The 15,417-nt window shown below is 61.9% G+C and carries 9 protein-coding genes; 1 reads left to right on the top strand and 8 read right to left on the bottom strand.

Translation table 11 applies throughout. From position 1 onward, the window contains the following. Positions 1-41: 41 nt before the first annotated feature. Positions 42-944 (bottom strand): LysR family transcriptional regulator, encoded by a 903-nt coding sequence (locus J3P90_RS02155; protein ID WP_420767060.1) that lies wholly within the window; start codon positions 942-944, stop codon positions 42-44. A 138-nt stretch (positions 945-1,082) separates the two neighbouring features. On the opposite strand from J3P90_RS02155, the gene J3P90_RS02150 reads away from it, so the two are divergent. Continuing rightward, positions 1,083-2,354 carry an MFS transporter gene (locus tag J3P90_RS02150; protein WP_434676532.1) on the top strand — a complete coding sequence of 424 codons (1,272 nt, stop codon included), beginning with the start codon at positions 1,083-1,085 and terminating at the stop codon, positions 2,352-2,354. A gap of 49 nt (positions 2,355-2,403) precedes the next feature. On the opposite strand, the gene hemE is transcribed toward J3P90_RS02150, so the two are convergent. The 7 genes from hemE to pilQ form a co-directional block, all read right to left on the bottom strand. Further along, a complete protein-coding gene (gene hemE / locus J3P90_RS02145) occupies positions 2,404-3,471 on the bottom strand; it encodes a uroporphyrinogen decarboxylase (protein WP_434561064.1) in 1,068 nt (355 codons plus the stop codon). Positions 3,472-3,723: 252 nt separating this feature from the next. Further along, entirely contained in the window at positions 3,724-5,142 is a 1,419-nt protein-coding gene (locus tag J3P90_RS02140; protein WP_434649206.1) for an FAD-dependent oxidoreductase, read from the bottom strand. Positions 5,143-5,175: 33 nt separating this feature from the next. After that, on the bottom strand, positions 5,176-9,624 hold the full coding sequence (gene gltB, locus J3P90_RS02135) for a glutamate synthase large subunit (protein ID WP_420767046.1): 4,449 nt from the start codon (positions 9,622-9,624) through the stop codon (positions 5,176-5,178). 350 nt (positions 9,625-9,974) lie between these two features. Continuing rightward, positions 9,975-11,558, bottom strand: a complete 1,584-nt coding sequence (locus tag J3P90_RS02130; protein WP_420767045.1) for an AAA family ATPase — start codon at positions 11,556-11,558, stop codon at positions 9,975-9,977. A 10-nt stretch (positions 11,559-11,568) separates the two neighbouring features. Next, positions 11,569-12,669, bottom strand: coding sequence for a 3-dehydroquinate synthase (aroB, locus tag J3P90_RS02125; protein ID WP_420767044.1), 1,101 nt, complete (start codon positions 12,667-12,669; stop codon positions 11,569-11,571). Between the two features lie 147 nt (positions 12,670-12,816). Next, positions 12,817-13,335, bottom strand: coding sequence for a shikimate kinase AroK (aroK, locus tag J3P90_RS02120; RefSeq protein ID WP_420767043.1), 519 nt, complete (start codon positions 13,333-13,335; stop codon positions 12,817-12,819). 4 nt (positions 13,336-13,339) lie between these two features. Beyond that, positions 13,340-15,412: a type IV pilus secretin PilQ gene (pilQ, locus tag J3P90_RS02115; RefSeq protein ID WP_420767042.1), complete on the bottom strand. Its 2,073-nt coding sequence runs from the start codon at positions 15,410-15,412 to the stop codon at positions 13,340-13,342. Between the last annotated feature and the right edge of the window lie 5 nt (positions 15,413-15,417).

Raw genomic sequence — 15,417 nt, 5'->3', positions numbered from 1 at the left:
CCAGGTCAGCCCGTGGACCGCGGATACATTGCGTACAGAGCCTAGGATCCGGGTGAATCCGCTCCGTCGGTCAACAACGCCACAAACGCCGCGGCCATCGGCGAACGCTGGTCCTTGCGCTGGACCAGCCACACCGCCGAAACCGCCGCCGGGTCTAGCAGCGGCCGATAGACCACGCCGTCGATACGCATGCGTTGGTAAGACGCCGGCAACACCGAGACCCCGAGGCCAGCCGCCACCAGGCCGATGATGGTCATGGCCTCCCCTGCTTCCTGGGCGAAGTGCGGACTGAAACCGGCGTCGCGGGCCAGATTCAATAGCTGGGCGTAAAGACCGCTGCCGTAGCTTCGTGGGAAAAATACGAAAGGCTCGTGGGCCAGCGCCGACAGGTACAAGCCTTCGTCGCTGCCCTGGGCAAGCGGGTGCTTGGCGCCAAGCACGGCCACCAAGGGCTCGCGGCTGAGCTCGATTTCCACCAGTGAATCGGGCAACGGCAACGGCCGCATGATGCCCACCTCGATGGTTTCATCCACCAACGCATCGGAAACCTGGGTGCTACTCATCTCTCGCAGGTTGAGGTGGACGGCCGGGAAGCGTTGGCGAAAGTTGAAGATCGCTTGGGGAATGGTCGAATTGAACGGTGCCGAGGACGTGAAACCGATTTTCAGCTCGCCCAATTCTCCCAATTGGGCACGGCGCGCTACGTCGGCCGCCTTGTCGACTTGCGCCAGCACGCGTCTGGCTTCTTCCAGGAACAGCCGCCCGGCCTCGCTCAGTTCGACCCGACGATTGGTGCGCTCGAACAACCGCGCGCCGATTTCTTCTTCCAGCGCCTGGATCTGCTGGCTCAAGGGCGGTTGAGAGATGCCCAGGGCCAGCGCGGCGCGGCCGAAATGCAATTCTTCGGCAACGGCGATGAAGTAACGCAGGTGGCGCAATTCCATGGGTAATCCAATAGGTCGCAAAACGTCTTAAACAGGTCGAATAATATATTGGATAGAAACATTAGCCGGCTATATGCTTTTTTCAACGCCTGCCTGGTCGTGCTCCCGAGGTCAACCGTGAAAACTGCTACCGCTCCACTGGCCCATGAAGTCCCGTCTCGCACAGAGGACAACGTCGGCGCCGAACTCAAAGACATCTTCATTGAAAAAGGCACGCCGATGTTCATGCGTACGGTGCTCGCCTTGTTCTGTGGCGGCTTCGCGACGTTCGCCCTGCTGTATTGCGTGCAGCCCATGATGCCGCTGCTGTCCCTGGAGTTTTCAATCAACGCCGCCCAGAGCAGCTTGATCCTGTCGGTGGCGACCGGCCTGCTTGCCATCGGCCTGTTGATCACCGGCCCGATTTCCGACCGTATCGGTCGTAAATCGGTCATGGTGGCGGCGCTGTTTGCCGCGGCGCTCTGCACAATCGCCAGTGCCATGATGCCCACTTGGCAAGGCGTCCTGGTCCTGCGCGCCTTGGTGGGGTTGTCGCTCAGTGGCTTGGCCGCGGTGGCGATGACGTACCTGAGCGAAGAAATTCATCCCAAGCACATCGGCCTGGCAATGGGGCTGTATATCGCCGGCAACGCGATTGGCGGCATGAGCGGGCGCCTGATCGCCGGCGTGTTGATCGACTTCGTCAGCTGGCACACCGCAATGCTGGTAATCGGCGGCCTGGCCCTGATCGCGGCGGCGGTGTTTTGGCGGATTCTTCCTGAATCGCGCAATTTCCGCCCCCGGTCGCTGCATCCACGCAGTCTGCTGGACGGTTTCATCATGCACTTTCGCGACGCCGGCCTGCCGCTGCTGTTTCTTGAAGCCTTCGTGTTGATGGGCGCGTTCGTGACGCTGTTCAACTACATTGGCTACCGCCTGCTGGCCGCGCCTTATCACCTGGACCAGGCATTCGTCGGGCTGCTTTCAGTGGTGTACCTTTCCGGCATCTACAGCTCGGCGAAGGTGGGCGCCATGGCCGACAAGCTCGGGCGTCGCAAGATGCTCTGGGCGACCATCGCCCTGATGTTGGCGGGCCTCGTCCTGACCTTGTTCACACCGCTATGGCTGGTGATCATCGGCATGCTGGTGTTCACCTTCGGTTTCTTCGGGGCGCACTCGGTCGCCAGCAGCTGGATTGGCCGTCGCGCCCTCAAGGCGAAGGGGCAGGCGTCGTCGCTTTATCTGTTCAGCTACTACGCCGGCTCCAGCGTCGCGGGCACCGCGGGCGGCGTGGCGTGGCACCTGGGAGGCTGGAACGGTGTCGGCGTGTTCATCGGGACGTTGCTGGTGATTGCATTGTTGGTGGCGGTGAAACTGGCGAAACTGCCGCTGCTGCCGGGAAATGAGCAACACATAAACAGCCAGACATAAAAAAGCCCGTCCGGTAGGGGCCGGACAGGCGGGTAGGACAGGGCTGAAATCAGTCGTGATATTGGCCCGACAACTCATGCACCGCGCGCAGGAAGGCGCCGGCGTGTTCCGGGTCGACTTCCGGCGTGATGCCGTGGCCGAGATTGAACACATGGCCACTGCCCTTGCCATAGCTGGCGAGGATGCGTCCGACTTCGGCACGGATGGCTTCAGGCTTGGCATACAGCACGGTCGGGTCCATGTTGCCTTGCAGCGCGACCTTGTGACCGACACGCTGGCGGGCGTTGCCGATGTCGCAGGTCCAGTCCAGGCCCAAGGCATCGGCGCCGGCATCGGCGATACTCTCCAACCACAGCCCACCATTCTTGGTGAACAGGATCACCGGGACCTTGCGACCTTCGTGCTCTCGGATCAGGCCGCTGACGATCTTGCGCATGTAGGCCAGGGAGAACTCCTGGTATGCCGCCGCCGACAGGTTGCCGCCCCACGTATCGAAGATCTGCACCGCCTGGGCACCGGCCATGATCTGGCCGTTGAGGTACGACGTGACCGACTGCGCCAGCTTGTCCAACAGCAGATGCATGGCTTGCGGATTGTCGTAGAGCATCGCCTTGGTCTTGCGGAAATCCTTCGACGAGCCGCCTTCGACCATGTACGTCGCCAGCGTCCAAGGGCTGCCCGAAAAGCCGATCAACGGGACGCGACCGTTGAGTTCACGGCGGATGGTGCTGACCGCGTCCATGACGTAGCCCAGGTCCTTCTGCGGATCGGGGATCGGCAGGGCCTCGATGTCGGCCAGGGTGCTGACGACTTTCTTGAAGCGCGGACCTTCGCCGGTTTCAAAGTACAGGCCTTGGCCCATGGCGTCGGGGATGGTGAGGATGTCGGAAAACAGGATCGCCGCGTCCAGTTGCGGGTAGCGGTCCAGCGGCTGCATCGTGACTTCGCAGGCGAACTGCGGATTCATGCACAGGCTCATGAAGTCACCGGCCTTGGCGCGGCTGGCGCGGTACTCCGGCAAATAGCGACCGGCCTGACGCATCATCCACACAGGGGTGACGTCTACGGGTTGCTTGAGCAGGGCGCGAAGGAAGCGGTCGTTCTTCAGGGCAGTCATGTCGGCATCCGGAAAAAAAGTGCGGGCATTTTCTCAGAGCGCGACGTAAAAGGCACGGCAAGAGCCGTGCCTTTTATCTATCGGGGCAATTTGTCGCGGTGCCAAGCAACTTCAGCAGCACCACAAAACGACTGTGGGAGCGAGCCTGCTCGCGAAGAGGTCGGTCTATCCAATATTGAAGTTGGCTGACAGACCGCTTTCGCGAGCAGGCTCGCTCCCACAGGGTTACTGCATTTCAACTCGGGATCGCGTTCAGACCTGCAAGTAATCCAGGATCCCTTCCGCCGCATTGCGGCCTTCGAAGATCGCCGTCACCACCAGGTCGGAACCCCGGACCATGTCGCCGCCGGCGAAGATCTTCGGGTTGCTGGTCTGGTGCTTGTACCGACCCTGCTCCGGGGCAACGACGCGGCCCTGGCTGTCGGTCTGGATGCTGAACTGCTCGAACCATGGCGCCGGGCTCGGGCGGAAGCCGAAGGCGATGACCACGGCGTCCGCCGGGATGATCTCTTCGGAACCGGGGATCGGCTCGGGGCTGCGGCGACCGCGGGCGTCCGGCTCGCCGAGACGGGTCTCGACCACCTTCACGCCTTCGACCTTGTCCTCACCGACAATGGCGATCGGCTGGCGGTTGTAGAGGAACTTCACGCCTTCTTCCTTGGCGTTCTTCACCTCTTTGCGCGAGCCTGGCATGTTCGCTTCGTCACGACGATAGGCGCAGGTCACCGACTTGGCGCCCTGGCGAATCGACGTGCGGTTGCAGTCCATCGCCGTGTCGCCACCGCCGAGCACCACGACCTTCTTGCCCTTCATGTCGACGAAATCATCCGGCGACTTTTCAAAGCCCAGGTTGCGGTTGACGTTGGCGATCAGGAAGTCCAGCGCGTCGTAGACGCCCGGCAGGTCCTCACCGGCAAAACCGCCCTTCATGTAGGTGTAGGTGCCCATGCCCATGAAGACCGCATCGTACTCTTCGAGCAGTTGCTCCATGGTCACGTCCTTGCCCACCTCGGTGTTCAGGCGGAACTCGATGCCCATGCCGGTGAAGACTTCGCGACGATTGCTCAGCACGGTCTTTTCCAGCTTGAACTCGGGGATGCCGAAGGTCAGCAGGCCACCAATTTCGGGGTTTTTGTCGAACACCACCGGGGTCACGCCGCCACGTACCAACACGTCGGCACAGCCAAGGCCCGCCGGGCCCGCGCCGATGATCGCCACGCGCTTGCCGGTCGGCTTGACCTTGGACATGTCCGGGCGCCAGCCCATGGCGAACGCGGTATCGGTGATGTACTTCTCCACCGAACCAATGGTCACCGCGCCGAAACCGTCGTTGAGGGTGCAGGCACCTTCGCACAGACGATCCTGCGGGCACACCCGGCCGCAGACTTCCGGCAGGGTGTTGGTCTGGTGGGACAGCTCGGCGGCCTGGAGGATGTTGCCCTCAGCCACCAACTTCAGCCAGTTGGGAATGAAGTTGTGCACCGGGCACTTCCATTCGCAGTACGGGTTACCACAACCCAGGCAACGGTGGGCCTGGTCGGCCGACTGCTGGGGTTTGAAAGGCTCGTAGATTTCCACGAACTCTTTCTTGCGTTGACGCAACAGTTTCTTCTTCGGATCCTTGCGCCCGACATCGATGAACTGGAAGTCGTTATTCAGACGTTCAGCCATTGTTAAAACCTCATCAAACTCTTCAGGCGCATATCACTGCGGGTTGGCACGGGTGCTGGAAAGCAACGATTTCAGGTTGGCCGCCTTCGGCTTGACCAGCCAGAAACGACGCACGTAGTCATCGAGGTTCTCGGCGAGTTCACGACCCCACTCGCTGTTGGTTTCCTCGACGTACTCGTTCAGCACGCGTTGCAGGTGGCTACGGTAGGCCTCCATCGCCTCGCCGCTGATGCGCTGGATTTCCACCAGTTCGTGGTTGACCCGGTCAACGAACGTGTTGTCCTGGTCAAGCACGTAGGCGAAACCGCCGGTCATGCCAGAACCGAAGTTGTAACCGGTCTTGCCCAATACGCAGACGAAACCACCGGTCATGTACTCGCAGCAGTGATCCCCGGTGCCTTCCACCACGGTGTGGGCGCCGGAGTTACGCACGGCGAAACGCTCGCCTGCGGTGCCGGCGGCAAACAACTTGCCGCCCGTGGCGCCGTACAGGCAGGTGTTGCCGATGATCGCACTGTCCTGGGTCTTGTAGACGCTGCCCTTGGGCGGAACGATGACCAGCTTGCCACCGGTCATGCCCTTGCCCACGTAGTCGTTTGCATCACCTTCCAGGTACATGTTCAGGCCGCCAGCGTTCCAGACGCCGAAGCTTTGCCCGGCCGTGCCCGTGAAGCGGAAGGTGATCGGCGCATGGGCCATGCCCTGGTTGCCGTGTTTGCGAGCGATTTCCCCGGAGATCCGCGCGCCGATGGAACGGTCGCAGTTGCAGATGTCCAGTTCGAATTCGGCACCGCTCAGGTCGTTGATCGCCGCAGCGGCCATGTCGACCATCTTCTCGGCCAGCTCACCCTTGTCGAACGGCGGGTTGCGATCGACATGGCAGAACTGTGGCTTGTCCGCCGGAATCAGATCACTGCCCAGCAACGGGGTCAGGTCCAAGTGATGCTGCTTGGCGGTCTGGCCCTCGATCACTTCCAGCAGATCGGTACGGCCGATCAGCTCTTCCAGCGAGCGTACGCCCAGCTTTGCCAGCCACTCGCGGGTTTCTTCGGCCACGTAGGTGAAGAAATTCACCACCATGTCGACGGTACCGATGTAGTGGTCCTTGCGCAGCTTGTCGTTCTGGGTCGCCACGCCGGTGGCGCAGTTGTTCAGGTGGCAGATGCGCAGGTATTTGCAGCCCAGGGCGATCATCGGCGCGGTGCCGAAGCCGAAGCTCTCGGCGCCGAGGATGGCGGCCTTGATCACGTCCAGGCCGGTCTTCAGGCCACCGTCGGTCTGCACCCGGACCTTGCCGCGCAAATCGTTGCCGCGCAGGGTCTGGTGGGTTTCGGCCAGGCCCAGTTCCCACGGCGCGCCAGCGTATTTGATGGAAGTCAGCGGCGATGCGCCGGTGCCGCCGTCATAGCCGGAGATGGTGATCAGGTCGGCATAGGCTTTCGCCACGCCGGCGGCAATGGTGCCTACGCCCGCTTCCGCCACCAGTTTCACCGAGACCAGGGCCTTCGGGTTCACCTGCTTGAGGTCGAAGATCAGTTGCGACAAGTCTTCGATCGAGTAGATGTCGTGGTGCGGTGGTGGCGAGATCAGGGTCACGCCGGGAACCGCATAGCGCAGCTTGGCAATCAGGCCGTTGACCTTGCCACCGGGCAATTGGCCGCCTTCGCCGGGCTTGGCGCCTTGGGCAACCTTGATCTGCAGCACTTCGGCGTTGACCAGGTATTCCGGCGTAACGCCGAAGCGGCCGGTCGCCACTTGCTTGATTTTCGAACTCTTGATGGTGCCGTAGCGCGCCGGGTCTTCACCACCTTCACCGGAGTTGGAACGCGCACCGAGGCGGTTCATGGCTTCGGCCAGGGCTTCGTGGGCTTCCGGGGACAACGCGCCCAGGGAGATACCGGCCGAATCGAAGCGCTTGAGCACCGATTCCAGCGGTTCCACTTCACTGATGTCCAGCGGCGTGTCGAGGGTCTTGACCTTGAGCAGGTCGCGGATCATCGACACCGGACGGTTGTCCACCAGCGCGGTGTATTCCTTGAACTTGCTGTAGTCGCCTTGTTGCACGGCCGCTTGCAGGGTGTTGACCACGTCCGGGTTGTAGGCGTGGTATTCGCCACCGTGGACGAACTTCAACAGGCCGCCTTGCTGGATCGGCTTGCGCGGGCTCCAGGCTTCGGCCGCCAGGGCTTTCTGCTCGGCTTCGATATCGACGAAACGCGCACCCTTGATGCGGCTCGGTACGCCACGGAAGCTCAGTTCGCAAACTTCTTCCGAGAGACCGATGGCCTCGAACAATTGCGCGCCACGGTACGAAGCGATGGTCGAGATGCCCATCTTCGACAGGATCTTGAGCAGGCCCTTGGTGATGCCTTTGCGGTAGTTCTTGAACACCTCGTAGAGGTCGCCCAGCACTTCACCGGTACGGATCAGGTCGCCCAGCACTTCGTAGGCCAGGAACGGATAGACCGCCGAAGCGCCGAAGCCGATCAGCACCGCAAAGTGATGCGGGTCACGTGCGGTAGCGGTTTCCACCAGAATGTTGGAATCGCAGCGCAGGCCTTTCTCGGTCAGGCGATGGTGCACCGCGCCAGTGGCCAGGGAGGCGTGGATCGGCAGCTTGCCCGGGGCGATGTGACGGTCAGTCAGCACGATCTGGGTACGGCCGGCGCGCGCGGCTTCTTCAGCCTGGTCGGCGATGTTGCGGATCGCTGCTTCCAGGCCGACGCTTTCGTCATAGTTCAGGTCGATGACCTGACGCTCGAAGCCAGGACGTTCGAGGTTGGTCAACGAGCGCCACTTGGCCGGCGAAATGACCGGCGAGCTGAGGATCACCCGCGAGGCATGCTCTGGCGATTCCTGGAAAATGTTGCGCTCGGCGCCCAGGCAGATTTCCAGGGACATCACGATCGCTTCGCGCAGCGGGTCGATCGGCGGGTTGGTCACCTGGGCGAACTGCTGGCGGAAGTAGTCGTACGGCGTGCGCACGCGCTGGGACAGTACCGCCATCGGCGTGTCGTCGCCCATGGAGCCGACCGCTTCGTAGCCCTGCTCGCCCAGCGGACGAAGCACCTGGTCACGTTCCTCGAACGTCACCTGGTACATCTTCATGTACTGCTTGAGCTGGTCGACGTCATAAAAGGCCGAACCGTGGTCGTTGTCTTCCATGGTCGCCTGAATGCGCAGGGCATTCTTGCGCAGCCATTGCTTGTATGGATGACGGGACTTGAGACGGTTGTCGATGGCGTCGGTGTCGAGGATCTGGCCGGTCTCGGTGTCCACGGCAAAGATCTGCCCAGGGCCTACGCGGCCTTTGGCGATGACGTCTTCGGGCTGGTAGTTCCAGACACCGATTTCCGAGGCCAGGGTGATGAAACCATTGGTCGTGGTGACCCAGCGCGCCGGGCGCAGGCCGTTACGGTCCAGCAGGCACACCGCATAGCGACCGTCGGTCATGACGATACCGGCCGGGCCGTCCCACGGCTCCATGTGCATGGAGTTGTATTCATAGAAGGCCCGCAGGTCCGGGTCCATGGTCTCGACGTTCTGCCAGGCAGGCGGCACGAGCATGCGCACGCCACGGAACAGGTCGATGCCGCCGGTGACCATCAGCTCCAGCATGTTGTCCATGCTCGAGGAGTCCGAACCGACGCGGTTGACCAGCGGGCCAAGCTCTTCGAGGTCCGGCATCAAATCGTTGGCGAACTTGGTGCGACGGGCCAGGGCCCAGTTACGGTTGCCGGTGATGGTGTTGATCTCGCCGTTGTGGGCGAGGAAGCGGAATGGCTGGGCCAGTGGCCATTTCGGCAGGGTGTTGGTGGAGAAGCGCTGGTGAAACACGCAGATCGCGGTTTTCAGGCGCTCGTCGCTCAGGTCCGGATAGAAGGCGGTGAGGTCCGCCGGCATCATCAGGCCTTTATAGATAATGGTCTTGTGGGAAAAGCTGCAGATGTAGTGATCGGTGTCGGCGGCGTTGGCCACGGACGAACGACGACGGGAGCTGAACAGCTTGATCGCCATTTCCTGGTCGCTCAGGCCTTCACCGGCAATGAACACCTGTTCGATCAGCGGCAGGCGCTCGAGGGCCAGGCGGCCGAGGACGCTGGTGTCGATCGGCACTTTGCGCCAGCCGACGAGTTGCAGGCCGGCGGCCAGGATCTCGCGGTTCATGTTCTCGCGAGCGGCCTGGGCCTTGACCGGGTCCTGATTGAAAAACACCATGCCCACGGCGTACTGCTTGGGCAGGGTCACGCCAAACGTTTCCTGGGCAATGGCACGCAGGAACTCGTCTGGCTTTTGAATCAGCAAGCCACAACCGTCACCGGTCTTGCCGTCGGCGTTGATCCCACCACGGTGGGTCATGCAGGTCAGGGCCTCAATGGCCGTTTGCAAAAGGGTATGACTGGGCTCGCCCTGCATATGGGCTATCAGGCCGAAACCGCAGTTATCCTTGAATTCATCTGGTTGGTACAGACCTGCTTTCATAGACACTTTCTCACCAGGCTGCCTCTTAACGAGGCAAATTTCTTTTCAATTCAACCAGTTGCATACCGCGCCGAACGTACGCCAGCTTTGCGGGGGCAAAAGGGAGGTCATTGTACACACCGACACAGAGGCCCACAAATTTGACGACGAACTGTCGCAAATCCATGTCGCATTTGTGAAAGGTTTAAAGCTATATGCTGTGCTAGTCAAAACTTTTTTGGGTTCGACCGCTACGACTCAAACACTACTGTGACGCAGACACCACAAGGCGCGCGGCCTGAAAGGCCGCCCGCCCTTGCGGAAATTTTGAGGTTGCCGGGAGAGGCGGCCTGGGTAAGGCCGCCGAATCATCAGCGAGTTGCTGCCAGTTCCTGTTGGACGCTGGCGACAGTGCGAGGCCAAGGTTTACCAGCCTGAACCTTCGCTGGCAAGGCCTTGATGGCGGAAACGGCTGCGTCACGGTTGGCAAAGCTGCCGTAAGTAATGACATACAGCGGCTTGCCGTTGAGTACTTTCTTGAAATAACGGTACTCGCCGCCTTGCTCCTTGACGAAGTTCTGCGCGGCGGTTTCAGAGCTGGTGCCGAGGATCTGCACCACATAGTTGCCCGGAGCCTGGCCGGCGTACCAGCTACCGCCCGCGGCCTTGGCCGGGGCAGCAGGCTTGGCCGCGGGTGCTGGCGCCGCCGGTTTGGCCGCTGGCGCAGGTGCTGGAGCAGGCTTGGCGGTGGCGACCTGAGTAGGCGCAGGGGTCGGCTTGGCGGCCGGAGCCGGCGATGGCGTCGGCGCAGGGCCGGCCGGTACGCCCGCAGGCGGCGCGGTGGTGGTCACAGTAGGTGGCACGTCGCTGGTGTCTTCGATCGGAGGCGGCGCTCCGTCGTCACCCTCGGTGATTCCACCGGCGGCTTCAGCCAACGGACCGCGCATGACCGGCTGCGACTGGCCGACCAGCGGCAGTGGCATTGGCTGGGTATTGCCGGCGAATTCCACCGCCGGGGCACCGCCGTTGGGTTGTGGCGTGCCCTGACCGAGAGGCAGCTGTGCCTGTTCGTTGGCAGGTGCGCCGGTGGTCGGTGCTTTGCTGCGACCCGGCATCAGCCAGGCGGCAGCCACCGCGACCACGACCACGGCGGAAATCGCCAATACGTGTTTCTTCGGCATGTTGAACCCCATACTTGGACGCTTCACCGCTGAGCGGCTGGCGATCATGATTTCGATCAGAGCATCTCGGGCTACCTGGTTGATATTCCCTGGCCAGCCGTCGGAGCTTTCGTGAATCTCAGAGATCTGATCCGCGGTGAAAAGTTCGATACCCCGGCCGGCGCCTTCGAGACGCTGGGCCAGATATTCACGGGTTTCTTCCTCGGTGTAGGGCGCCAGTTCGATAACGTGGAAACGCTCTTCCTCAAGGTCCAGTTGCTCGAGGTCAGCGATCAACGACGACTCGCCAAACAGGAACACATGAGGACGACCCTCCGGCGCGCCGGCAGCCAGGGCCAACAGGGCTTCCAGGGCGGATTCGTCGAGTTGCTCGGCATCGTCCACCAGCAGATAGACTTCCTGCCCCGTCAACGCCAGTTGCACGATCTGGCCGAGAATCGCGCCGATTTCCGCCTGCTCGACATTCAGTGCCTGGGCGACCTGACGCAGCACGCCAGCTGCGTCGCCGGCGCCACGGGCCGATATCACGACGCTTTGCACCGACTGTTTGTTGGTGCTGGCCACCAGGGCCTGGCGCAGCAAGGTCTTGCCGCTGCCCTGGGGGCCGGTGACGACCAACAGCAACTGGCTGTAGCGCGCCAGGTGATGCAACTGGCCCAGCACCGGCTTGCGCTGGGCGGGAAAGAATTTGAAACCCGGGACCCGTGGGGCGAAAGGGTCGTGACTCAACTGGAAATGGCCGAGGAAAGCCTCGTCGGCATGCAAACTAGTCATCGGAATCTTTTTAACCTTTAAGCTGAGCCAGGGCGCGGTAGTCCGCTCCCAGCGTGGCCTGTAGAACCTCTTTCGGATAATCGTCGGTCACCACCGCTTCGCCCATGCGGCGCAGCAGCACCAGACGCAGACGACCGTCGATCACTTTCTTGTCGATTGCCATGTGTTCAAGGAAATCCGCCTCGCTCATTTCCTCGGGCGGCACCACCGGCAGCCCGGCACGCTGGAACAGACGGATCCCACGATCACGCTCCTGCTCGCTGATCCAGCCCAGGCGCATGGACATTTCCAGGGCCATGACCGTACCTGCGGCAACCGCCTCGCCATGCAGCCAGACGCCATAGCCCATGTGGGTTTCAATGGCATGGCCGAAGGTATGGCCCAGGTTCAGCGTGGCGCGCACGCCCGATTCACGTTCATCGGCGCCGACCACCGCGGCTTTGGCGGCACAGGAGCGCTCGATGGCGTAAGTCAGCGCCGCCTGATCCAGCGCGCGCAGGCGGTCGACGTTGTCTTCGAGCCAGCCGAGGAAAGGCTCGTCGCAGATCAGTCCGTACTTGATGACCTCGGCCAAGCCCGCGGACAACTCACGGGGCGGCAGGGTCTTGAGCGTTGCCGTGTCGATCAGCACCACGTTGGGCTGGTAGAACGCGCCCACCATGTTCTTGCCCAGCGGATGATTGATGCCAGTCTTGCCGCCCACCGACGAGTCGACCTGGGACAGCAACGTGGTGGGAATCTGGATGAAATCGACACCGCGCTGATAGCAAGCCGCCGCAAAACCGGCCATGTCGCCGATCACACCGCCACCCAAGGCAACCACGGTGGTGCGTCGGTCATGCCGGGCAGTCAGCAGGCCGTCGAAAATCAGTTGCAGGGTTTCCCAGTTCTTGAAGGCCTCGCCGTCGGGCAACACGACGGAAATGACCGAATAGGCAGACAGACTGCGTGCCAGGCGTTCCAGATACAAAGGGCCGACGGTTTCGTTGGAGATGATCGCGACTTGCCGCCCGGCGATGTGCGGCGCCAGCAATTCGGGCTGGTCCAGCAAGCCTTCGCCAATATGAATCGGGTAGCTGCGCTCGCCCAGGTCGACCTTAAGTGTCTGCATGTGTCCCCACGGTGAAGATGAAATCAGGCGTCCTGCCTGCATTGACGAAATTACACGGTGCCCGCTGTGGCGCCAGTTAATGGCCATCCGCCACGCCCCAGACGGGCCAAGGCGGGACGCCGAGGATAGCGCATTTCGCGCCGCGCATTAACGGGGGGGCAATTGTTGCAGGCGATCGAGGATTTCCAGTACCACCATCCGTGGCGGCCGCTCGTCGGTTTCGATGACCAGGTCGGCGATTTCCCGATACAGAGGGTCACGCACTTCCAGCAGGTCCCGTAAGGTCTTGGCCGGGTCGGCCGTACGCAGCAGCGGCCGGTTGCGATCGCGGGCGGTACGGCCAACCTGCTGTTCGACGGAAGCATGCAGATAGACCACTCGCCCTCCGGCATGCAGCGCCCGACGATTGGCTTCGCGCATGACCGCGCCGCCGCCGGTGGCCAGCACCACGCCTTCAAAATCGCACAGCTCGGCAATCATCGCCTGCTCGCGGTCCCGAAAGCCCGGCTCGCCTTCCTTATCGAAGATCCATGGGATATTGGCACCCGTGCGCAATTCAATTTCCTTGTCGGAATCTTTGAATGGCAGGCGCAGCTCTTTGGCCAGCAAACGACCGATGGTGCTTTTTCCAGCCCCCATCGGCCCAACAAGAATCAAATTTCGCACAGAATCAACGACTCACAGCAATCGCCTGGTTGTTCATGATACGCGGAGTGAGAAACACCAGCAGCTCGGATTTTTTCTCCGAGACCACATCACGCCGGAAAAGGCGGCCAAGATACGGCACATCGCCAAGAAATGGCACCTTATCTACAACCTTGCTCTGAGTATTTGAGAAAACGCCACCAATAACAATGGTCTCGCCGTCATTGACCAGCACCTTGGCGTTGACCTCATTCTTCTTGATCGGCGGGACATCCTGCACTTTGTTCAGATAATCCGGCTCATCCTTGGTGACCTTGACTTCCATGATGATGCGGTTGTCCGGGGTGATCTGCGGCGTGACCTCCAGCGACAACGATGCTTCCTTGAACGACACCGAGGTGGCGCCACTGGAGCTGGCTTCCTGGTAGGGAATTTCCGTGCCCTTGAGGATTTTCGCGGTCTCCTTGTCGGAGGTCACCACCTTGGGCTGGGAAACGATTTCGCCGTTGCCGGTTTTTTCCATGGCGGTCAGTTCCAGGTCCAGCAGCACGTTGTCCGTGATGAACGCGATACCAATCCCTGAGGTGTTGCCTGAAGCCCCGAGGTCGACGAACGGTTGGTTGGTGCCGGTACTGCCCGGCGTGCCGATGGTCGTGGAGTCTCCCGTGGTGACGCCGGAAGAATTCCAGTTGCCCTTGTTCTGTATCGAGCCCCCCCAGCGCACGCCCAGGCTCTTGTCGTAATCGACGTTGGCCTCGACGATTCGCGCCTCGATCATCACTTGACGCACGGGTATGTCCAGTTGCGCGACGATCCGGCGCAGCTCGTCGAGCCGGTCCTGGGTCTGGTAGGCGATGATGTTGTTGGTGCGTTCATCGACCGTGATCGTGCCCCGCTCGTCGGCCTTCGCCTCGGCACTGGTGACCGACTGGAACAACTTGGCGATGTCGGCGGCCTTGGCATAGTTGACCTGCAGCAGCTCACGCCGCAGCGGTGCCAGGTCGGCAATCTGCTTCTGGGATTCAAGCTCCTGGCGCTCGCGTGCCGCAATCTCGTCGGCGGGCGCCACCAACAGGACATTACCGACCTTGCGCTTGTCGAGCCCCTTGGTCTTGAGCACGAGATCCAGCGCCTGGTCCCACGGCACGTTCTGCAACCGCAGGGTGATACCGCCTTGCACGGTGTCGCTGGCCACCAGGTTAAGGTTGGTGAAGTCGGCGATCAACTGCAGCACCGAGCGCACTTCAATGTCCTGGAAGTTGAGTGACAGCTTTTCCCCGTTGTAGGCGGCGCGGTCGCTGTTGCGTTTCTGCAAGTCTTCGACCGTCATTGGCCGGACGCTCACGGTCAGCTTGTTGTCGGTCTGGTAGGTCGAGTAGTCGAAGGTGCCGCTGGGTTCGATGCTGATGGTGGCGCGGTCGGAACCCGCGCTGGCATTGACGAACTGCACCGGGGTGGCGAAATCCTTGACGTCCAGGCGCACCCGCAGGGGTTCGGGCAACTGGGTCCTGGGGAAGTCGAGGATGATCCTGCCTTCGCGCTCCTGGATATCGGGCGCAATGGAAGGGTCGGACAGGTCAATGACCACATTGCCTTCCCCTTGGGTCCCACGCTGGAAGTCCACGCCCCGGATGGCCTTGCCTGCCGGAGCGCTGGCTCTGGTGAGGGACGGTACGGCTCCGGCAGGGCGCGGTGCCTGCGCCGCGGCCCTGGCGGTCGCGCCCTTGCCAACCACTACGAAGAGGTTGTTGCCCTCGATCCGCGTGTCATAGGGCGCCAGCTGGGTAAGGCCGATGATCAGCCGCGTGCGGTCCCCCGCCTCGACCACGGTGGCGCTGCGTGCGTTGCCGCCGCCCAGGTCATGGCTTTTGCTGGCCAATCGATTGGTCACGCCGGGCAGGTCCAGCGCGATTCGCGCCGGTTGTTCGGTGGTATAGCCCCGAGGTGGGGGCGGCGGACCATCGAAGCTGAGCTTCAGCTCGACACGGTCCCCCGGCAACGCCGCGACATCGAGCGTCTTCAGGCTGGCCCCCTGAACCATCGGTGACAACAGCGCTATCCATAGCGAAATACCGAGGGCTGGAAAAATCCTGTTCATTGTTC

Origin of the sequence: Pseudomonas sp. D3-10 (assembly GCF_051132175.1) — a bacterium.
Lineage (GTDB): Bacteria > Pseudomonadota > Gammaproteobacteria > Pseudomonadales > Pseudomonadaceae > Aquipseudomonas.
The sequence above is the reverse complement of the archived record's forward strand: the minus strand, read 5'-3'. Positions and strand labels throughout refer to the sequence as shown.

Coding starts and splice junctions, on each gene's coding strand:
- J3P90_RS02155 (WP_420767060.1), bottom strand. CDS start 944: ATGGAATTGCGCCACCTGCGTTACTTCATCGCCGTTGCCGAAGAATTG.
- hemE (WP_434561064.1), bottom strand. CDS start 3,471: ATGACTGCCCTGAAGAACGACCGCTTCCTTCGCGCCCTGCTCAAGCAA.
- J3P90_RS02140 (WP_434649206.1), bottom strand. CDS start 5,142: ATGGCTGAACGTCTGAATAACGACTTCCAGTTCATCGATGTCGGGCGC.
- gltB (WP_420767046.1), bottom strand. CDS start 9,624: ATGAAAGCAGGTCTGTACCAACCAGATGAATTCAAGGATAACTGCGGT.
- J3P90_RS02130 (WP_420767045.1), bottom strand. CDS start 11,558: ATGACTAGTTTGCATGCCGACGAGGCTTTCCTCGGCCATTTCCAGTTG.
- aroB (WP_420767044.1), bottom strand. CDS start 12,669: ATGCAGACACTTAAGGTCGACCTGGGCGAGCGCAGCTACCCGATTCAT.
- pilQ (WP_420767042.1), bottom strand. CDS start 15,412: ATGAACAGGATTTTTCCAGCCCTCGGTATTTCGCTATGGATAGCGCTG.